Source organism: Marinobacter sp. DY40_1A1, assembly GCF_016597815.1.
GTDB lineage: Bacteria > Pseudomonadota > Gammaproteobacteria > Pseudomonadales > Oleiphilaceae > Marinobacter > Marinobacter xiaoshiensis.
The window spans coordinates 293823-314218 of sequence record NZ_VCHA01000002.1 but is presented as its reverse complement, the minus strand read 5'-3'; the positions used below and the strand labels follow the sequence as shown (position 1 = coordinate 314218).

At 54.9% G+C, this 20396-nt stretch carries 20 protein-coding genes; 11 read left to right on the top strand and 9 right to left on the bottom strand.

What is annotated here, in order from left to right; genetic code table 11:
- Positions 1 to 11 precede the first annotated feature (11 nt).
- The 4 genes from coaD to FFI61_RS07340 all read right to left on the bottom strand — a co-directional run bounded on the left by coaD (position 12) and on the right by FFI61_RS07340 (position 4414).
- Positions 12 to 494, bottom strand: coding sequence for a pantetheine-phosphate adenylyltransferase (gene coaD / locus FFI61_RS07355; RefSeq protein ID WP_200202261.1), 483 nt, complete (start codon positions 492 to 494; stop codon positions 12 to 14).
- 109 nt (positions 495 to 603) lie between these two features.
- Positions 604 to 2196: a GMC family oxidoreductase gene (locus FFI61_RS07350; RefSeq protein WP_200369785.1), complete on the bottom strand. Its 1593-nt coding sequence runs from the start codon at positions 2194 to 2196 to the stop codon at positions 604 to 606.
- 66 nt (positions 2197 to 2262) lie between these two features.
- Positions 2263 to 2898, bottom strand: a complete 636-nt coding sequence (locus FFI61_RS07345; RefSeq protein WP_200369784.1) for a hypothetical protein — start codon at positions 2896 to 2898, stop codon at positions 2263 to 2265.
- 70 nt (positions 2899 to 2968) lie between these two features.
- Positions 2969 to 4414 (bottom strand): coniferyl aldehyde dehydrogenase, encoded by a 1446-nt coding sequence (locus FFI61_RS07340; protein ID WP_200369783.1) that lies wholly within the window; start codon positions 4412 to 4414, stop codon positions 2969 to 2971.
- Positions 4415 to 4592: 178 nt separating this feature from the next.
- Here FFI61_RS07340 and FFI61_RS07335 point away from each other — a divergent pair, with 178 nt between their 5' ends.
- Positions 4593 to 5273: a TetR/AcrR family transcriptional regulator gene (locus tag FFI61_RS07335; protein ID WP_200202257.1), complete on the top strand. Its 681-nt coding sequence runs from the start codon at positions 4593 to 4595 to the stop codon at positions 5271 to 5273.
- Between the two features lie 164 nt (positions 5274 to 5437).
- On the opposite strand, the gene yihA is transcribed toward FFI61_RS07335, so the two are convergent.
- On the bottom strand, positions 5438 to 6076 hold the full coding sequence (yihA, locus tag FFI61_RS07330) for a ribosome biogenesis GTP-binding protein YihA/YsxC (RefSeq protein ID WP_200369782.1): 639 nt from the start codon (positions 6074 to 6076) through the stop codon (positions 5438 to 5440).
- Between the two features lie 173 nt (positions 6077 to 6249).
- Between yihA and FFI61_RS07325 the strand changes: the two genes are divergently transcribed.
- From FFI61_RS07325 to FFI61_RS07315, 3 genes are all read left to right on the top strand, one after another.
- Positions 6250 to 6858, top strand: a complete 609-nt coding sequence (locus FFI61_RS07325; RefSeq protein ID WP_200202255.1) for a c-type cytochrome — start codon at positions 6250 to 6252, stop codon at positions 6856 to 6858.
- 145 nt (positions 6859 to 7003) lie between these two features.
- A complete protein-coding gene (locus tag FFI61_RS07320) occupies positions 7004 to 7639 on the top strand; it encodes a thiol:disulfide interchange protein DsbA/DsbL (RefSeq protein ID WP_200202254.1) in 636 nt (211 codons plus the stop codon).
- Between the two features lie 55 nt (positions 7640 to 7694).
- Positions 7695 to 8555, top strand: coding sequence for an endonuclease/exonuclease/phosphatase family protein (locus tag FFI61_RS07315; protein WP_200202253.1), 861 nt, complete (start codon positions 7695 to 7697; stop codon positions 8553 to 8555).
- A 75-nt stretch (positions 8556 to 8630) separates the two neighbouring features.
- Here the strand turns inward: FFI61_RS07315 and rpmG are convergent, their stop codons facing one another.
- The 3 genes from rpmG to radC form a co-directional block, all read right to left on the bottom strand.
- Positions 8631 to 8786, bottom strand: a complete 156-nt coding sequence (gene rpmG / locus FFI61_RS07310) for a 50S ribosomal protein L33 (RefSeq protein WP_071263342.1) — start codon at positions 8784 to 8786, stop codon at positions 8631 to 8633.
- A gap of 11 nt (positions 8787 to 8797) precedes the next feature.
- Positions 8798 to 9034 (bottom strand): 50S ribosomal protein L28, encoded by a 237-nt coding sequence (gene rpmB / locus FFI61_RS07305; protein WP_200202252.1) that lies wholly within the window; start codon positions 9032 to 9034, stop codon positions 8798 to 8800.
- A gap of 218 nt (positions 9035 to 9252) precedes the next feature.
- Positions 9253 to 9927, bottom strand: coding sequence for a RadC family protein (gene radC, locus FFI61_RS07300; RefSeq protein WP_200202251.1), 675 nt, complete (start codon positions 9925 to 9927; stop codon positions 9253 to 9255).
- 186 nt (positions 9928 to 10113) lie between these two features.
- On the opposite strand from radC, the gene coaBC reads away from it, so the two are divergent.
- The 7 genes from coaBC (at position 10114) to argA (ending at position 19337) form a co-directional block, all read left to right on the top strand.
- The gene (coaBC, locus tag FFI61_RS07295; protein ID WP_200369781.1) at positions 10114 to 11313 is read left to right on the top strand and encodes a bifunctional phosphopantothenoylcysteine decarboxylase/phosphopantothenate--cysteine ligase CoaBC; all 1200 of its coding nucleotides are present in this window, start codon (positions 10114 to 10116) and stop codon (positions 11311 to 11313) included.
- 1 nt (position 11314) lies between these two features.
- A complete protein-coding gene (gene dut, locus FFI61_RS07290; RefSeq protein ID WP_200202249.1) occupies positions 11315 to 11776 on the top strand; it encodes a dUTP diphosphatase in 462 nt (153 codons plus the stop codon).
- A 91-nt stretch (positions 11777 to 11867) separates the two neighbouring features.
- Positions 11868 to 14519, top strand: coding sequence for a phosphomannomutase/phosphoglucomutase (locus FFI61_RS18010; protein WP_200369780.1), 2652 nt, complete (start codon positions 11868 to 11870; stop codon positions 14517 to 14519).
- A 51-nt stretch (positions 14520 to 14570) separates the two neighbouring features.
- The gene (gene argB, locus FFI61_RS07280; RefSeq protein WP_200202247.1) at positions 14571 to 15467 is read left to right on the top strand and encodes an acetylglutamate kinase; all 897 of its coding nucleotides are present in this window, start codon (positions 14571 to 14573) and stop codon (positions 15465 to 15467) included.
- A gap of 24 nt (positions 15468 to 15491) precedes the next feature.
- Complete coding sequence (locus tag FFI61_RS07275) at positions 15492 to 16745, top strand: acetylornithine deacetylase (protein ID WP_200369779.1); 1254 nt, start codon at positions 15492 to 15494, stop codon at positions 16743 to 16745.
- 26 nt (positions 16746 to 16771) lie between these two features.
- Positions 16772 to 17968, top strand: a complete 1197-nt coding sequence (argE, locus tag FFI61_RS07270) for an acetylornithine deacetylase (RefSeq protein WP_200369778.1) — start codon at positions 16772 to 16774, stop codon at positions 17966 to 17968.
- A 61-nt stretch (positions 17969 to 18029) separates the two neighbouring features.
- Complete coding sequence (gene argA, locus FFI61_RS07265) at positions 18030 to 19337, top strand: amino-acid N-acetyltransferase (RefSeq protein WP_200369777.1); 1308 nt, start codon at positions 18030 to 18032, stop codon at positions 19335 to 19337.
- Here the strand turns inward: argA and FFI61_RS07260 are convergent.
- Positions 19311 to 20387 carry an aminopeptidase gene (locus FFI61_RS07260; protein ID WP_200369776.1) on the bottom strand — a complete coding sequence of 359 codons (1077 nt, stop codon included), beginning with the start codon at positions 20385 to 20387 and terminating at the stop codon, positions 19311 to 19313. The genes argA and FFI61_RS07260 overlap by 27 nt on opposite strands.
- Positions 20388 to 20396 lie beyond the last annotated feature (9 nt).

Below are 20396 nucleotides of genomic sequence, written 5' to 3'. Positions count from 1 at the left end.
CCTGATAGACATCAGGCTTCACTGAATTTCTTTTTCAGAGCTTCTGCCACAACCGGGTCCACGAACTCCGATACATTCCCGTCCAGAGAGGCAATTTCCCGGATCAGGCTTGAGGAGATGTAGGAGAGGTGATTGGACGGCGTCAAGAACACGCTTTCCAGCTCCGGAGCCAGGCTGCGGTTCATGTCTGCAAGCTGAAACTCATATTCGAAATCGGATACTGCTCGCAGGCCACGGAGAATAACCGTGGCATTCTGGTCGCGGACAAAATCGGCGAGCAAATAGCTGAAACCGGTCACACTCACGTTCGGAATGCCTGCCGTTGCCAGCCGCACTAGTTCGCAGCGCTCCTCCAGATCAAACAGAGGCTGCTTCTTGGAATTGTAGGCAACGGCAACCACCACTTCATCAAACAGGTTACTGGCCCGCCTGATCAAGTCTGTATGGCCGTTAGTAATAGGGTCAAAGGTGCCCGGGTAAATGACTTTAGGCATGCACAGCTCCTTTTTTAACAGGCGCCCAGAGTATCAGTATTCAAAGAGTTTCTGTAGGCCGGGTGGCAAGCCCTTCACTGGCGTGAAGAACAGTGCCAACCATGGAGAATCAGGCTTTCAACCGTTGTGCCAGTCGAGAGCTGTTTCTCGCCGCCAGGGCATAAACCGAGAGCTGGGGATTTGCTCCAATGCTGGTGGGGAAAATCGATGCGTCGTGCACGCTGAGATTGCTCACGTGATGATGCTCACCAAATCCGTTGACCACAGACTCTTCCGGATTGCTCCCCATGGCGCAGCCGCCCATCTGGTGAGCGGTGAACAGGCGAACCCGGTGAGGCTCCATGGCAAAGCCGTCAATAGCAGCCTTGGCGTCGGCCCAGGTGGAATACCAATCCGAATCAAGGTGCATCAGGCGCACTTTGTCTGCGCCCGCGGCAAACTGGATTTCAGCCATGGTGTAGAAAGCTCTACGAAGGCCTTTCCAGAGATAGTCGCTTACCGGGTAATCAAGCATCGGGCTGCCATCGTCACGAAGTGAAACAGTGCCGCCAGGGCTGTCCTCATGAAAACCATCACGCACCAGAGCGATAACTGACTGCATCCAGGGTAAGCCGGCCAGGTTTTTAGCTTGTTCGTCGCCATGGCCCGGCACAACTCCTGCCGACATGGCCGGGTGTAAAGGAGGCACCTCCAGCTTGTAGCCTGCATCGCCATCTACGCCGTTGCTAAAGTTGAACTCGTCGGAATATACCGACTGGGGTGCACCATAGAATGGGTCAACCAGCTTGGGCATTTGTGCAACGCTGGCGTTAACGGGGTGAATAAATGAGCGCTTGCCAACCCGTTCATAGGGATCGGGCAGTTTGGAACGTAGCAGCAGGCCGGGTGAGCCTATGGCACTTGCGGCAACCACAAAGTGCCTGGCTTTGAGTGTTACCGTAACGCTGGTAGGCGTGATGCCATCGCTGGCCATAGCTGTGGCTTCGAGGGAGTCAATTCGATCCTGATTCATCACAAAACGTTCGGCGCGCAGCCCGTGGTACATACTTGCATTGTTATCTAGCGCGCCCGGGATGGTTGTCATCAGTGCGCCTTGTTTGGCATTGGTAGGACAGCCTACACCGCAGTACCCGAGGTTCCAGCAACCTTTGACGTTGCGCGGGATAATCTGCCAGCTAAAACCGAGCTTCTCGCACCCCTGTCGCAAAATGTCGTTATTGAGGTTGGGGGCCGTATCCCATGGGGCCATGGAATGGCGGGTCTCTCGGCCGTCGAACCAGGGTGCCATGGCTTCCGGGCTTACCCCGTCCAGACCAAATCGCTTGCTCCAGTAGTTAAGTGTTTCATCCGGGGTGCGGAAACTGCTGGTCCAATTGACTGTCGTTGAGCCGCCCACGCAGCGCCCCTGCAAAATAGCAATGGCACCATCTTTTGTAGTGCGACTCATGCCTTCCTGATAGAGGTTTGCGTAGGACGTAAGCTCGTCCATTTTGAAGTCTTTCTGGTAATACAGGCGACCTTCTTCCACCAGGATAACGGACAAGCCGCTTTTGGCCAGAATTTCAGCAGTGGTGCCGCCACCTGCACCGGTGCCAACAATAACGACATCTGCTTCAGCAGTATGATTTTCAGTAAGCGTGGCGCCGTCGATAACTTTCCAGCCAGACTCCAGGCCTTGGGCGATGCGATCGTTGAACGACATGGATGGTGGTTCCCCTTTTGGGTTAGATGGCAGTCAAAATAGCGGGCTAAAACAGCTGGCGGAGCGTCAGGCGCTGCGGAATTGCGGCAGGGCCTGAACCGCCCAGTCGGGTGGCCCCGGATAGCCTGAAAGCTGCCAGTTCTCCTGATGGCCGTAAAATGCCACGTTGCTTATTTTTGTCAGCGCCATATAGCCATTGTTGAAAAGGCCAATGCTGCTTGAACGCCAGCGCTGAAGGAATGCATCAGCTTGCTCCGCAGTGGCGTCGCGCCAAGCTGGCCAAACTCGGGCTATGGTGACACGCGTAAGACCAAAGTTGAGCAGGTCAAACAATTGCCTGAGCTCTTTCTGGTTCGCGGGGCCAAATTTGTGAATGCCCATATCAATGCGTTCGACGGTGCCTGCAATTGCGATGCGTCTCGCGTTAGCTTGTTCTGGAAGCGCGGAGCCGAGGATGGCCGGGAGCAGGGCTTCTAATAGTTCTATGTCATCAGCGGACAAAAACTGGAATTGGTAACGCGCATCCATGCGGGTGTCGACAGCACCAAGGCGGCCGGCGGGTGCTGTTGCACAGCCACTGAGGCCGGCAGTCAGGCTCACGGTGCCCAAAAAGAGCGCGCCCCCAAGGCCGGTACGAAGAAAGCTGCGCCGGTCGAGGCAAAGAGAATCCAGTTCGTCGGTTGGAGAGAGGGGGTCAGTCATAATCGGCTCGCTCTTGTTTTGGAGTAGGCGATTACCGGGGCGAATGGGCCCCGGTTGCAGTGCAAGGTGCTTAACGGATGAAAAGCTTGTAAATCATTCTGTGGGCAGATGTGCCATATGGGGGGTATACAAATTTGCCACTGTTAAACTTCTGTTTTGCAAAAATTGCGCGCTGGTGTGAGAAGGTCAAAAAACCTTCCTTGCCATGGTAATGGCCCATGCCGGAATCCCCTACACCGCCAAACGGCAGGTCATCCTGGGCGACGTGCATCAGAGAGTCGTTTATGCACATGCCGCCAGACAGGGTTTTATCGGTCACTTGGCTCTGCTGTTCGCGGTCGTAACCGAAAAAGTACAGGGCTAGAGGGCGCGGGCGGTCATTGATGAACTGTATGGCCTCATCAAGATTGTCATAGCTTACAATCGGAAGGATCGGGCCAAAGATCTCATCTTGCATGAGCTTCATCTCCGGTGTTGTTTTCAGCACCAGGGTCACCGGGATCTTCCGGGTACCATCACTCATGTTCTCTTTTGCAGGATTGATCTCTATCAGCTCGGCGCCTTTGGCCCTGGCATCCTCGAGGTAACCTTTCAAACGATTGTACTGGCGCTCATTGATAATGGCGCTGTAGTCGTCGTTATCTCTTATTGAGGGGTACATTTCAGAGAGCTGGGCCCGAAACTCGTCTACAAAGGCCTGTGTGCGATCAGCCGGACAGAGCACATAGTCTGGCGCCACACAGGTCTGGCCTGCATTGAAGGCCTTGCCGAAAGCGATGCGCTGGGCTGCGTCTTCAAGCGGGACATCCGGAGAAACTATGGCAGGTGACTTGCCGCCTAACTCCAGGGTAACCGGTGTCAGATTCTCGGAAGCAGCGCGCATGACCAGCTTGCCTACAGAGGTGGAGCCGGTGAATAGCATGTGGTCAAAAGGTCGCGCTGAAAAATCGGCTGCAACATCGGCTTCGCCATTAATAACGGCGACCAGGTCTTCCGGGAAAGTGGCTTCAATAAGTTCTTTGAACAGTGCGGATGTGTGAGGGGTGAACTCAGACATCTTGATCATGGTTCGGTTACCCGCTGAAAGAGAGGCAACAAGCGGCCCTACGGCCAGATAAAGTGGGTAGTTCCAGGGCACGATTACGCCGACCACGCCTTTTGGCTGATAACAGACTTTGTTGCTGGCAGGTTGAAAAAGGATGGAAACGTGCCGGCGGGAAGGCTTCATCCAGCCGCCGAGATTTTTCAGGGTGTAGTTGATTCCCTGGATGGAGGGCATCACCTCTGCAATCAGCGATTCATCTCGCGAACGACAGGAAAAGTCCCTGTCAATGGCATCCAGAATGCGATCCTGATAGGACAACAGGGCCTGCTTGAGGCGCTCCAGGTTTTGCTTGCGCTCGGCCAGCGTCGGCGATGGGTGATCGTGAAACGCTTTTTTCTGTATCTCAAACACCCGGTGGGTCTGTTGAATGTGACTTTGGCTCTCTGAGAGCTGAACAACGCTGGCACCCATGGTGTCCTCCTCTTGGCACCGCCGCACAAGGGCGGCGGCCCGATGTTATTTTGGTGGCGAAAAAACGCTCAATTTGCACTGTACGGTATTATTAGAGTATATACTCTAGGGAGTCAAGCGACTCCGATGGCCAATTGGGCCATCTGTGAGCTGCAAAACAACAAACGTCGATGAGCTTATGAAAACCAGAGACAAGATCTTACTGTCGAGCCTTGAGCTGTTTAACGAGCAAGGTGAGCGGAACGTTACAACCAACCATATTGCAGCGTACCTGGCGATTTCGCCGGGCAATCTCTATTACCACTTTCGTAATAAGTCCGACATCATTTACGAGATATTTCAGGAATACGAAAAGCTGGTGGATTACTACCTTGATATTCCTGAAAACCGGCCGCTGAATCTGGACGACATGACGTTTTACCTGGAGTCTGTTTTTGACGGGCTATGGAGTTACCGGTTTCTTCATCGGGATCTTGAAAACCTGTTGGACAGGGATCAGCGCTTACGAAATGACTATCGAGAGTTCACAGATCGATGTCTGGCGGCCATAAGCAGAATTTTCGAGAAGCTGGCGGAAGGCGGGGTTCTGGAGCCTCAGCCCGATACGCTTCGAGCCGCCATGTCGCTGAACGTCTGGCTGATTGTCACCAACTGGATGGCGTTCCTGAAAACCGCACACGGTGAAAAGGCGTCGGCATGTCTGACTCTCCGTGAGCTGAAACAGGGAATTTATCAGGTGCTGACGCTTGAGATCCCTTATGTGACGCCGGTTTATCGTGAGCAGGTTCTGGAGCTCAGGGAGAAGTATCGACCAACCATGCCGGAGCAGGAGGGTGAACGCGAAGTTTCGGTGGGCTAAATCCAGGTGCCTGCTTCGGAACTTTTCCGGGCGGTTGGTGTCTTAGTGTGTGGCGCGGGCAATTCGGACGTTTCCGGCGCCCCCCTGAGTGAGTTCTCAGGTTTTAACACGTCGCAAACCCTGACGTTTTACCGGCCTGTTTTCGCAGGCCGGTTTTTTCTTCGCTATTGAGTGCTTTCTGCTGAATCTTCCAGCCAGTCTGTCAGTGCCGACCGGCACTCATCAACGCCGCGTTTGGATGTTGACGAGAACATAATCAAATGCTCAACACAGGAAAACGCCTTCAGCTTTTTGGCGATCTCCAGCATGGTGGTTTTTGCTTGCCCGAATTTAAGTTTGTCGGCTTTGGTGGCCAGAATCATCAGTGGCAGCTTGTTATGTTCGCACCATTCCACCATCATTTGATCGAATTCGGTGAGCGGGTGGCGAATGTCCATCACCAGAACCAGGCCTCTCAGGCATTGGCGTTGGTTCAGGTATTGTCCCAGGTGCTTTTGCCAGTCATCTTTCATGTCCCGGGATACTTTCGCATAGCCGTACCCAGGTAAATCCACCAGCCGGGCGTGCTCGCGATTCAGGGAAAAAAAGTTGATCAGGCGCGTGCGACCGGGTGTTTTACTGGTGCGGGCCAGCTTCCCGTTCGCGGTAATTGCGTTCATGGCACTGGACTTTCCTGCGTTTGAACGCCCGGCGAAGGCGACTTCTGCGCCTATATCTGGTGGGCAGTCTTCCAGCCGGGGGGCGCTAATCAGGAAGCGAGCGCTGTTAAAAGAGATGCTTTTTTGAGTCAGGTCAGAGTCCACAGCGGTTGGCTTTCCTTTGGATTTCAGTTATTAGAGATTAATGTATAATGCTACACCAATTCCGGGCGGTACGCTTGGCGTAACCGCTGTCAGCCCTGGTCTTGAGCCTGACTGAACAGCGCCTGCCGGCTGTAAACCAAGAATATATTCGAGATGAGAGAAGCGGAGCGAGCATGAAGAAACTGATCGCAGGATTTGTTTTCGGCGTTGGCCTTACAGCAATGGCGCATGGGGCAGGTAATCCTGAAGCGGGAAAACAGGCAGCGGCAGCTTGCCAGGCCTGTCACGGTGAAGGTGGGGCAAAGCCAATCATGGGGTCCTATCCGAAAATATCCGGGCTGGGTGAAAGGTATCTGTTTGACCAGTTGGTGGCCATCCAGGAAGATTCACGTCCAATTCCTGAGATGACAGGCCAGCTTACTGGCAAGTCAAAGCAGGACCTGCAAGATCTGGCAGCATATTTTGCGCAACAAAAAATGGTTGTCAGTCAGGCTGATCCGGAGTTGGTCGAGAAGGGCGCCGCACTTTACCGCGGTGGAAACATGGCCTCTGGTGTTCCTGCGTGCGCAGCCTGCCACAGCCCTCAGGGCAAAGGCAACGAGCCGGCCGGGTATCCTCACATCGGTGGCCAGAATGCCGAGTATCTGGCCAAGCAGCTGGAAGCCTATCGCGATGGCACCCGTGCTAATGGCTCTCACGCGGCGATCATGGTGGATGTCTCTGCCAGGCTGACCGATGCAGAAATCGAGGCTGTTTCCAGCTACATTTCTGGACTGAACTGATCCAATCGTTCACGGCCTGACAAAAACCCCGCCCAGTGCGGGGTTTTTCGTCTGTCGAACCTGTAATCCGCAAGCAGTGGAACTTTTCAGGTTTGGCGGGTCATAATTCCCCTATAACGACATTTATAAAATCTGGAGATATTTCATGTTTCGAGCATTCAGAACGGTTGGTCTGCTGTTGGCGGCCCTGGCTGTTTTTGGCCAAGCCAATGCGGATGACTGGCAGGAAGGCGTGCATTACAAAAAGCTGGATACTCCGGTGCGCACAGACAGTGGTACCGACATTGAGGTGGCAGAAGTATTCTGGTACGGCTGCCCGCACTGCTACGACTTCAAGCCTCTGGCCGAAAGCTGGGAGGCCAATGCTCCGGATTATGTGAATTATGTACGTATACCTGCGGCTCTGGGTCGTTCCTGGGCGCCCCACGCACAGGCGTACTATGCGCTTGAAGCAATGAACTCGCTGGATAAAGTGCATGATGCCCTTTTTGAGGCTCTGGCAGGCCAGCGTCGACCGTTGAATGATGGTGAGTCTCTGGCTGACTTTGTTGCGGGTTATGGTGTGGATCGCGAAGAGTTCCTGAATAACTACAACAGTTTTGGTGTTAATGCGCGTATGCAGCAGGCGCAGGCCAAAATCCGGGGCGCGCGAATTACCGGCACACCGACTATGCTGGTAAATGGCAAGTACACGGTCAGTGCGTCCATGGCGGGTAGTCTTGAGGCATCGCTGGCGGTTGTGGATTATCTGGTGGAGAAAGAGCGGGCTGCGAATCCGTAACGCATGCCTCGCCTGGCGTTAGGGTTGGCAAACGGAGCAAGACAGCAGATATATCATGTATAAACGCTTCAGAAAGCAGCTCGATGGTATTATCAGTGCCCGGGGTGAGCCGAAAGGTTCAAACTCGGGCCTTGAGCACGTACCCCTGTTTGAGCCTCAGCGCCACCTTCGGCTGCTCACATTTAACATTCAGGTGGGCATCAGTACGTCGTCCTATCGCCACTACCTGACCAGAAGCTGGCAGCACTTTCTGCCCCATCGTAACCGTATCCAGAATCTGGACCGCATAGCCTCGCTACTGAGCAACTACGATGTAATAGCGTTGCAGGAGTGTGATGGAGGAAGTCTGCGCAGTGGGCACATCAATCAGGTTCAGTACCTTGCCGAAGCGGCGGGCATTCCATACTGGCATCAGCAGTTAAACCGTAATCTGGGGCAGATTGCCCAGCACAGTAATGGTTTGCTCAGCAGGTTCCGGCCTCTGGATGTAAAAGAATACAAGTTGCCAGGGCGGCTTCCCGGAAGGGGGGCCATTGTTGCCCGCTATGGCACCGAAGAAGACCCGCTGGTGTTGGTGATGATGCACCTTGCTTTGAGCAAGTCAGCGCAGCAGCGACAGTTGGGTTTTATCAGTGAGCTGATTTCAAAGTACCGGCATGTGGTGCTGATGGGGGATATGAACGCTCATGCAGAGCAGTTGTTGACTCAAACACCCTTGAAAGACACGGATCTGATCCCTCTGCCGGACAGCGCCCACAGTTTCCCGAGCTGGCGGCCTGAGAAGGCGCTCGATCATATTCTGGTGAGCCCGAGCTTGCAGATAAGGAATTCGGAAGTGGTGAGCTATCCCATGTCGGATCACTTGCCGATTGCCATGGATATAGCGTTACCCGATGGGTATCTGGAAAAGTTCTGAAGAGATTTTCTGAAAACTGGCCACAAAAAAACCCGACAAATTTGTCGGGTTTTTTTGTGGATACCAGATCAGGAATTACTTGATCTTGGCTTCCTTGTACGCAACGTGCTTACGGACAACCGGATCGTACTTTTTGATCTCGATTTTTTCCGGGGTGTTACGCTTGTTTTTCATGGTCGTGTAGAAGTGACCAGTGCCTGCTGATGAAACCAGCTTGATTTTTTCGCGCATGATGCAGCTCCTTATACTTTCTCGCCGCGGGCACGAAGATCGGCCAATACAGCGTCAATACCTTTTTTATCGATGATGCGCATACCTTTGGTAGACGTGCGCAGCCGAACGAAACGCTTTTCAGACTCAACCCAAAAGCGCTTGCTTTGCAGGTTAGGCAGAAAACGACGACGGGTGTGGTTCATCGCGTGAGAAACATTGTTACCGGAAACCGGACGCTTACCGGTTACCTGACAAACTCTGGACATACTTGCCTCCGACCTGAGCAATGGTCTTAATAAATACGAATTCGATTTTAATTGCGTCTCTGGTTGCCGAGGAGTGATTAGGCTCCTGTTTGCGCCCCTGAACTGAACGCTGCTCGCCAGACGCCGCCAGAAAGGGACGCTTTTATACCAGAACCAGCATCCCAACGCAAAAAATTGTTGGGAATTTGGCCAGTTTTCGCACATTCGCCTGTGACGGCTTACATCAATCCACGTTCTGCGAGGGATATTACCTCACCGTGACCGATCACCATATGGTCAAGAACCCTGATATCCACCAATCCGAGTGCTTCTTTCAGGCGCTTGGTCAGGGAGATGTCTGCCTGACTGGGTTCGGCTACTCCGGAAGGGTGATTATGGGCGAAAATAACCGCCGCTGCATTATCTTCCAGCGCTTGTCGCACCACTTCTCTCGGATACACGGCTGCGCCGTCAATAGTGCCTCTGAACAGCTCCCTGTATTGAATGACCCGGTGCCGGTTGTCCAGAAAAAGACCTGCAAATACTTCGTGGGGGTAAGTCCCCAGCCGACTGGTGAGAAAGCGTCGGGTGTCTTCTGGTGATCGAAGAGGGTCGCCTTGGCGTAGTGGCTCGTCCATTACGCGCCTGGCCATTTCCATGGCGGCTTGAACCTGTGCATATTTTGCGGTCCCCAGCCCTTTCACGCCACAGAACTGCCGCCTTGAGGCTGTCAGCAATCCACGCAGGCCGGAAAATTCCTGCAAAAGGGCGCGCGAGAGCTCCATAACCGGCATGCCGGTGGTGCCGGTGCGTAGAAAAATGGCCAGCAGTTCTGCGTCAGACAGGCTTTCGGGGCCGTGGGCGAGCAGTCGTTCACGGGGGCGCTCATCCATAGGCCATGCGGGGTTGGTCATGTTTGCTTCCTTGCGAATCGCTTTGGGGATTTTTGAGGGATTTAGCGCGTCCTGCGCATTCCAGTTACGAAGACTACTTCAAAAAGTAACAAATGGTAAACGAGGGGGCTGCCTTGCAGGCTGTCGGTATCCGCTGGGCATGCTATCTTATAAGCCTTTCATATTAAGCGGATACGGAGCCTTATGATGGCCGTCAGAAAAATTCTGCTGGGTATTACCGGTGGTATTGCAGCCTATAAAAGTGCCGAGCTTGTGCGCTTGCTGAAAAAGGCGGGCTATGAGGTAAGGGTTATCATGACGCGAGGCGCAGAAGCCTTCGTAACCCCTCTGACCTTTCAGGCGCTCAGTGGCGAGCCGGTGCGTACCTCTTTGCTTGATCCTGAGGCCGAAGCAGGCATGGGGCACATAGAGTTAGCCAAATGGGCTGATCAAGTGGTCATTGCGCCTGCTTCTGCAGATTTTGTTGCGCGGCTGGCCCAGGGCATGGCCGACGATCTTCTGACCACTGTTTGCTGCGCAACTGAGGCGCCCATCGCGGTAGCGCCTGCCATGAATCAGGCCATGTGGGGCAATGAGCGTACCCAGCGCAACATACGTTTGCTGGAGTGTGATCTGCAAATTTCTCTCTGGGGGCCGGCCCAGGGTGAGCAGGCCTGTGGTGACAATGGGCCGGGGCGTATGCTTGAGGCTGCGGAGATCGCGGCCCTGATCATGAATAAGCATTCCGGAGCTGGAGAGCTTGCGGGCAGGCGTGTCGTAATTACCGCCGGCCCGACCCGTGAGCCTATAGATCCTGTGCGCTATATCACCAACCACAGTTCTGGCAAGATGGGCTATGCGCTGGCTGTTGCGGCACGGGATGCGGGCGCCAGTGTTGTTCTGGTGAGTGGGCCGGTCAATTTGCCGGTTCCTGTGGGCATTGAAGTGCGCCCTGTTGTTACAGCCGAAGATATGCTGAAAGCGTCTATGGACGCAGTTGATGAAGGCTGTGACCTGTTTATTGCGACGGCTGCCGTAGCAGACTATCGGCCCGAGAATCGTGCTGACGACAAGATCAAAAAGTCCAGTGAGTCCATGGCGCTGCCCCTGGTGCGCAACCCTGATACGCTGGCTACCATTGCCGGGCGCCCCGATGCGCCCTTTACTGTGGGCTTTGCAGCTGAAACCACCGACGTGGCCAGCTACGCCAAGGACAAAATGCAACGCAAGAAGTTGCACATGATTGTCGCCAATGATGTCTCTGTTCCCGGCCTGGGCTTCAATAGCGACAATAACGCCGTCACGGTGTTCTGGCCGGATGGGCAGGAGGCGATAGGGCCAGACACCAAGAAAGCGATTGCATCGCGCCTCGTAGCGCTGATTGGCGAACATCTGAAGCAGGAATAACATGAGCAAAAAGAATTTACAGGTACGCATTCTTGATGATCGGATTGGCAACCAGATTGCCTTCCCCGAGTACGCCACCGAAGGATCGGCTGGGTTGGATCTGCGGGCTTGCCTTGATGAGCCCCTGACTCTGAATCCCGGGGATACCCAGCTCATCCGAACCGGGCTGTCCATTTATATTGCAGATCCGTCTCTGGCGGCCATGATTCTGCCCCGAAGCGGGCTGGGTCACAAACACGGCATTGTGCTGGGCAATCTGGTGGGGCTGATCGATTCCGACTACCAGGGCGAATTGATGGTGTCTTGCTGGAACCGCGGCAAAACTGCTTTCACGGTTGAAGTGGGCGAGCGGATTGCTCAGCTGGTGCTGGTGCCAGTAATTCAGGCGGATTTTGAAGTGGTTTCCGAGTTTGATGCCAGCGTCCGGGGCGAGGGTGGTTTCGGCTCTACAGGAACCCGCTAGCCTTTAGCCTTAGCGCAGAAACCCGCTGTGGCGTCTATACTTTGCCGACAAGTGCTTGTCCAGGACAAAAAAGATAATTGCAGGATGAACTATGAAACTGGGTAAGAAGAAAGTGACTGAGGCGTCCGTTGATGAGCAACCGACAGCCAAAGCAGAAAAAAAACCGAAAACCCGGGCTTCCGCAAGCTCTAAAATGATCCATCTGGGACAGACGGCGATCAAGCAGGCGCTGGTTGTTTTGGTGGCAGGCATTGCTGCAGTGGCTCTTGTTTATGTTCTGGTATTGCAGCCGGCATCGGAAGAGCGTTATCTCGCCTTGAAGGCCACTGAGGCAGATGCTGCGGCTCAGCGCATCAGTCAGTACCTTGCGTTCATGCAGCAGAGCGTGAATGGCTTGGCAACCCAGCCTCATGTTGTGGATGCCTTGATGGACCGCGCAGATCCCGGCATGGTCCAGCAAAGGTTAGCGACTGCCTTACCCGGAGTGCAGGCAGCGTATCTGTTCCCATACCGTCAGATTCCCAGGACTGGCGATGCAAATGGATTGCTTGGTTTTGCGGGGCTGGAGCTGGCCCGTCGCGCGGAGAACACTCAGCTTCTGCACCCGGACGCGTTTCCCCGTGAAAATCGCTGGTATGTCCAGATGGCCGTTCCGGTTCGCAATCCCTCCAGCAAGGCGGTTGTGGGTAGCCTCCTGCTGGTATTCGACGCATCCCAGTTTCAGCCACTACTCTCTGTTAACAGCACACAGCTTGGTGGCGAGTTAGCCTTGGTGCAGACAGTCTCCGGAACATCCCGCACGTTCGTCAGTAACGGCGGTGCTGGAGGAAATGCAAGCACAGCTGAAACCCGTACGCTCGCCAATCCGGACTGGACTCTGCGCTATACACCGAACGCTTTGCCTGAGCCCCCCATCAATATCTTGTGGGTTGCGCTGTTGATGGGTGTGCCTACCCTGATAGCCGCCATACTTGTGTGGGTCTTGCTGATCAGCGCCCAGAAGAATTTGCGCCAGGAAGTGACCAACCTGATTCAGTGGGCTCATAAGGTATTTGGAGGTGAGCGACAAAAGTTACCCGCCTTTCAGTGGGACATGGTTGCCTCCGCCGCTGAGGTACTTTACAGGCTTTCCCAGGTTGTCGAAAAGCGCATAACAAAGTCTGCAGAGACGGCGAAGCCAAAGCCCGTCAAGGGTGGTGGGACGGCCGAGCCTGGCGACGTTGAGCCGCTGTTTCAGGACAAGGACATACCTGATATTGATATGTTGGACGGCGATGAAGACGTTCTGGGTTTTGGCAGCGGCAGTAGTGACAGCTCCTTCTTTGCCGGCGGAGAAATGCCAGATGTTGAAGAGGTGGATGAGCCGGTGGTTGAGATGTCGCCAGACATTTTCAGGGCCTACGATATCCGGGGCATTGTTGGCGAGACCTTATCTCCTTCTGTTGTTCTGCAAATAGGCACAGCCATAGGGTCAGAGGCTATCAGCCGCGGGCTGTCATCTTTATGCATAGGCTACGATGGCCGCCATTCCAGCCCCGGGCTGGCAGATGCGCTGGCTCGTGGTGTGATGGCTTCCGGCTGCAATGTTATTCACGTGGGCGCAGTGCCAACACCGGTGCTGTATTTTGCGACCCATCATCTTGAGAATGGGTCAGGCGTTATGGTGACAGGAAGCCATAACCCGGCCAATTACAACGGCCTCAAGATCATGCTGGGCGGTGAAACCCTCTCTGGCGATGCCATCAAGGCGCTCTACAAGCGAGTGCAGACAGGTGATCTGGCCGCAGGCCGTGGTGAACAGTCTACTGAAGATGTTCGCAGGGCTTACCTTGATCGAATTGTCGGCGATATCGCTGTGGCAGCACCGCTCAAAGTTGTTGTGGATGCCGGCAACGGCATTGCAGGTGAGCTGGGCCCGATGCTGATTGAAGAGCTTGGCTGTGAAGTTATCCCGATGTACTGCGAGGTTGACGGGGACTTCCCGAATCACCATCCGGATCCGGGCAAGCCAGCCAATCTTGCGGATCTGATCGAAAGAGTGAAAGCCGAAGGCGCAGATCTTGGTGTGGCCTTTGATGGCGATGGCGACCGGTTGGGCCTGGTCACGAATACCGGCAAGATTATCTGGCCGGATCGTTTGCTGATGCTCTTTGCCCGTGATGTGGTGTCACGAAATCCTGGTGCAGATGTGATTTACGATGTGAAGTGTAGCCGACGGCTTGCCGGTGTGATTTCGGAAGCGGGTGGGCGTCCCATCATGTGGAAAACCGGCCATTCGCTGATGAAGGCAAAGATGAAGGAAACGGGCGCTTTGCTGGCAGGTGAGATGAGCGGCCATATTTTCTTCGCTGAGCGCTGGTACGGCTTTGATGACGGGCTATATGCAGCGGCCAGGTTGCTGGAAATATTGGGCATTGAAGACCGGCACAGTGACGAAGTGTTTGAAGACTTCCCTGAGGATATAAGCACGCCAGAGCTTAATGTTGAAGTCACCGAAAGCAGCAAGTTCACCATAATGGAGCAACTTGGTGCAGAGGGTGATTTTGGCGACGGTAACATCAGCAAGATTGATGGCATTCGTGTGGATTACGCCGATGGCTGGGGCTTGTGTCGTGCCTCCAATACCACACCCATGCTGGTACTTCGCTTTGAAGCTGAAACGGAAGAGGCTCTGGAGCGCATAAAAGATATTTTCCGGGCCCAGCTCCAGAAAGCAGCACCAGAACTTGTGGCTGACTTCTGACAACAGCTCTGTGGGAATCCTATTTTCATTCTGAATTATTAAGGCAAAATGATGACGCTGGATCGTGAAACAGCAATGCAGGTGGCTACCGTTCTTAGCCGTGGATTACCGTACATTCAACGGTTCACCGGGAAAACCGTGGTTATCAAGTACGGCGGCAACGCCATGGAAAACGAGGAGCTGAAAAGCAGCTTTGCTCGTGATGTGGTGCTCATGAAGCTTGTGGGCATCAACCCGATTGTTGTTCATGGTGGTGGCCCCCAGATTGGCGAGCTGCTGCAGCGCCTCAATATCCAGTCCCGCTTTGTGAATGGCATGCGAGTGACGGATGCCGCCACCATGGATGTGGTGGAAATGGTACTGGGCGGCCAGGTGAACAAGGAAATTGTGTCCTTGATCAACGCTCAGGGTGGCACAGCCATAGGTCTCACAGGAAAAGACGCCAACCTCATTCGCGCACGCAAGCTGGAAGTGGTTGATCGCTCACCGGAGTTGGAGCGCGCCGAGATTATCGACATCGGACGTGTTGGCGAGGTGGCCAGCATCAACGTGGACGTGATTGACATGCTCACCCGCAGTAACGTGATTCCGGTGATTGCGCCCATTGGTGTAGGGCCGGATGGCACCTCTTACAACATCAACGCAGATCTGGTGGCGGGCAAGGTCGCAGAAGCCATGAAGGCTGAAAAGCTCATGCTTCTGACTAACGTGTCCGGGCTCAAGAGCAAGGAAGATAAGGTGCTCACCGGGTTAACGGCACAGCAAGTGAACGACCTGATTGAAGACGGCACCATTCACGGGGGCATGCTGCCGAAAATTCGATGCGCCTTGAGTGCGGTGGAGAACGGTGTACGCACCTCTCATATCATTGATGGCCGCGTGGCCCACGCCTGCCTCCTGGAAATCTTCACCGATGAGGGTGTTGGCACCCTGATATCACGTAACTGATCGCGTCGCCTGAGGACTTTCCGGATGAAACGTCTGCTCACAACACTGATACTGGCAGCCCTGATTGGTTTTGCCGTATTCAAGGCCGGGGTCTGGTGGCTGGCGGACCAGCGCATGGCAGAAGCACGACAGGCGCTTGGCGTCAGCGGCGTTCTGGAGCGGGGAAAAATAGGCTCCGGTGTAGAAGGTCGACTGGTATTTACCGGGGCGTCCTGGCAGGGGTTTGAGTTGACTCAGCCTCTGGTTATCGGCCGTGCAGAATTTGAAGCCGGGTCTCCTGTGGCTCTGCTCCAGGCACTGGTGGACCCTGCCCAGTTGCCGGCCAGCTGGTCTTTGCAGGCCGAAGGGCTGGCGCTGGTACTTGAAGCAACCATGTTCCGCAATTGGGTAACGGAAGACGGTGCCGGTGGTCGTGAGCAGGCAGTCCTGTTTGCACTGCCCTGCGCGCCAGACCCGCGTCAGCATCTTGGTAGTGGCGATTTGTTACGCATGGGCATCACCCGCTTGTCTGGTGAGTTAGTGCTGAAGCAGACACCTGAGCGGCTTCACCTTGAGCTGAACTCGGCCAATACCGGTAGCCTTGAACTTGACTGGCCGGGCGCCCGCATCAATCTGGTATCGCCAGAAGCAACTTTGACGAGCTCGCCTCAGCCCTTGGACGTTACCATCAGAGATGGTGGGCTCATGCGCCGGGTGGCTGCCTACTGTGCTCGGGAATCCGGCTTGGGAATCTCTCAGTGGGCGGGTCGTGCACTGGAAACATTCGAAACCGGTTTGAACGCACGTGGTTGGCGCCCCAGCGAGCAGTTGCTTGCGTTGTATCAGCAGTGGTTGCTTGAAGGTGGGGAAATAACCGCGTCTGTGCAGCTGAACTCCGAAGCCCTTGGTATTCCGGTGCGGGCAGAGGATGAACCTGCTGATGGCACCCTGGCTTGGGCTGTAGAATACAATGGCGCCAAGGTGCCGGATGTGTTTCTCCGCAAGGTAGAGCCCGTCGTGCCTGAAATTCCCAAGGAGGCGCTTGAGCCGCTTGTACCTCGTGAGAATCCGGAGGTTGTCAGTTGGCATGCAGAAGATCTTGAAACAGCGCCTGCATGGGTTGGCCGTAAAGTGAGGGTGACGCTCTCAAACGGGAATCTGGTGCAAGGCCGTCTGGCAAGCGTCAGCGAACAGGAACTGGAAGTTGCTCGTGAAGTCGCTGGAGGCGAGGTGGCCTACCCGATCGTTATGCGTGCGATTGCAGGGTTTGAGGTCTGGCGACGCGGCCAGTCACAATAACGCTCCAGCCGGAGCGAGGAGACACAATGCCGCAGTTTGGCGACGATAACGACGGTCGTAAAGCGATCAACAGGGCCGATTCGGTTCCGGGCGTGCGTGACATGCTGACCACGCTGGTTTCGCTGCCGTCGATCAGCAGTGCATCGGCGGAGTGGGATCACAGCAACGAGCCAGTGGTACGGCGACTGGGAGAGTGGCTGGAGGCTCTGGGTTTTGCCGTTGAGCTTCTGGCGGTGCCCGACATGCCCGGCAAGTACAACCTGATTGCAACGCTGGGCAGTGGCTCTGGCGGATTGGTGCTTGCCGGTCACACGGATACCGTGCCGTTTGATGACCAGCGTTGGCAAAGCGACCCTTTCACGCTGACCGAGCGGGACAACCGCTGGTATGGCCTGGGCACTTGTGACATGAAGGGCTTTTTCCCGCTGGCGATTGAAGCCGCCAAAGCCTTTACTGCCGCCGACCTGAAACAACCCCTGATTATCCTCGCGACAGCAGACGAAGAAACCTCCATGAATGGCGCCAGAGCGCTCGCTGAGGCTGGCAAGCCGAAAGCCCGCTATGCGGTTATTGGAGAGCCTACCAGCCTCAGGCCTGTGCGTATGCACAAGGGCATTATGATGGAGCGGCTGACGTTTGAGGGCCAGTCGGGCCATTCTTCTGACCCCAGCCTGGGTCGCAATGCGCTGGAAGGTATGCACGAAGCTCTTGGTGAACTTCTGGCTCTGCGCACCGATTGGCAGGCGCAGTACCGCAACCCGAATTTCGAGGTGCAGGTGCCAACTCTCAACCTTGGCTGCATCCACGGTGGCGATAATCCGAACCGTATTTGTGCCCGCTGCGAGCTGCATTTTGACCTGCGCCCGCTGCCCGGTATGAGCATGGAAAACCTGCGTCAGGATATTCTGCACAGGCTTAGGCCGCTGGCTGAGCGGCGCGAATTAACGATGGAGTTTGAACCGCTGTTTGATGGCGTGCCACCGTTTGAGACGCCCGCAGATGCGGCCCTGGTGAAAGCCTGTGAAGCGTTAACCGGCCATACTGCCCATGCTGTCGCCTTTGCCACCGAAGCGCCCTGGCTGCAAAAGCTTGGTATGGAAACCCTGGTTCTTGGCCCGGGTTCTATCGATCAGGCGCATCAGCCTGACGAGTTTATAGAAATGTCACAGCTGGAGCCCACGGTGAAAATCCTCCAGGGGCTCATCCGGCAGTTTTGTCTTTAAGTTTCTTCGAGTATGCGGACGCGCGAAAAAAACACGTAAAAATACGATTGGGGAATAACACTTGAAACCAAACGACTGGCTGCATTCTTTTCGCCATTCATCGCCTTATATCAACGCGCACCGCGGCCGTACGGTGGTGTTGACGATTCCGGGTGACGCATTTGAGCACGAAAATTTTATTAACATCATCCATGACATCACGCTGCTTGCCAGTCTGGGTGTGCGCCTGATTGTTGCGTACGGCGCCCGCCCGCAGATACAGAAACGCCTGGATGAAGCTGGTCTGGAATCGTCTTTTTCCCGCAGTCTTCGCATTACTCCCGAAAACCATTTGCCTCTGGTAATGGAAGCAACGGGTGGTTTACGTGCACATCTTGAAAGCCAGCTGTCCATGGGGCTGGTGAATTCGCCCATGCACAATGCCCGCATTCGGGTCAGTAGTGGCAATTTTGTCACGGCAAAGCCGGTTGGGGTGCTGGATGGCATCGATTTCGGTTACACCGGCAAGGTGCGTCGCGTTGACGTGGCAGGTATCGAAAAGCTGCTGGAGCAGGGGCACATCATTTTGCTTCCGCCAATGGGTTATTCGCCAACCGGAGATGCCTTCAACCTGTCCTATGAAGATGTGGGTAGTCAAGTGGCTGCGGCGCTTCAGGTGGAAAAGCTGATCGTCTTTATCGACGACCAGGGCCTGCTTGAGCAGGACGGCTCCCTGATTCGCGAACTCCCGGCCCGGCTGGCGCCGGAGCGGTTGGCGGATGGCACGGTCACCGGGCATGACGCAGATCTGTTGCGCGCCGCCTGCGATGCCTGTGTGAAGGGCGTGCGGCGGGCACATTTCATCAGCTACGTGAACGATGGCGCCTTGCTTGAGGAATTATTCACCCGGGATGGCACAGGTACGTTGGTCAGCGGCGATCACTATGAGCAGATTCGTCAGGCTCGAGCTGAGGATATCGGCGGCATTCTGGGGTTGATAGAGCCACTGGAAGAACAGGGCATTCTGGTACGGCGCTCTCGGGAAATGCTGGAGACAGATATTGAGCATTATGTAGTCGCAGAGCGTGACGGCACCATTGTCGGTTGTGCCGCCCTGCACAATTACCCTGAAGATGGTGCGGGAGAGCTCTCCTGTTTCGCCGTAGATTCCGCCTATCGGCGGGCTGGCAGAGGCGACGATATATTGCTGATGGTGGAAAAACACGCCCGTAGCCAGGGCATCCAGAAACTGTTTGTGCTTACCACACAAACCGAGCACTGGTTCCGCGAGCGCGGATTCCTGCCCAGCACGGTTCAGGCATTACCTGGGCCAAAGCTTGCGGCCTACAACACACAGCGCAATTCAAAAGTGTTTTTCAAACCGCTCTGACAGTACTTCCAGTGACTGCTGGCGTTGAGCATCAGGCTTTACGGAGAGAGTCTCTACGGCGTCGTAAAATGTCGGGAAATCGTAGCCAGACTGCTTTAATAACTGCCTAAAGGCCGGTACGTGCTGGTTGTACTGGGAAAAAAGAGCAATCCTGGCATTGTTGAAGGCAACCGGAGGGTGGCCGAACGGGCCAATATTATTTCCTGATCTATTGGCTAGCAGCTGTTCATAGCTCGTATTAAGCTGATCAAAGAGGCGTTGTTTACGCTCTCGCAAACGGTTCTCCGTAAGCACACCCTGCCGTTGATAGAGCTGTTCAAGTTCAGCACTCGTTGCGGCTACCAGAGCGTGGGTGCTGTTGCGCAGCTCAAGCTGTTCCAGTGCCTGGATGAAGGCGGCCGGATCGCCTCTTTGATCCAGCCAGAGCCTCAGGCCCTCCAGCTCAACTGCGGTGGCAAAACTTTCATTGAAGGCGGTGTCCCCTTTGATATAGATCACCTGGTGAGCCAGCTCGTGGAACATCAAGGCCACCATGCGGTCATCTGCAAGGCTGGTAAAACCGGAGTGCAAGGGGTCGTCAAACCAGCCCAGTGTGGAATAGGCAGTTACTCCGCCAATGAAAGTGTCGTAGCCATTGGCGCGGTAGGTTTGCTCTTCTTTGCGGGCATCTTCCAGGTGAAAGTAGCCGCGGTAGGCTTGGCAGCCCAATACCGGATAGCACCATTGGTGAGGCTGAAGCGAAAACTCAGGCACTGCCACAAGATTGACTACAACCCAGGGGTGTTCCAGAACGACATAGTTGGTGAAAGCGTCTCCGGGCGAGAGCCCCAGCCGGTCACTCGCAAACAGCAGAGCCTGGCGAGAGAGCATAAGTTTGTCACGGAGCTCAGGGGGCGTGTCTTCACTGGCAATAAGGGTGTCGACTGGTTTACCAGCTATAGTTAAAGCCAGGTGGCCGTGAATGGCCTGAGTGTAATAGCTGATGGTCGAGCAGCCACTCAGCAGTGTTACCAGTAGTAAAACTGTATAGATCTGACTAAGCTGTTTCATAGAATCAGG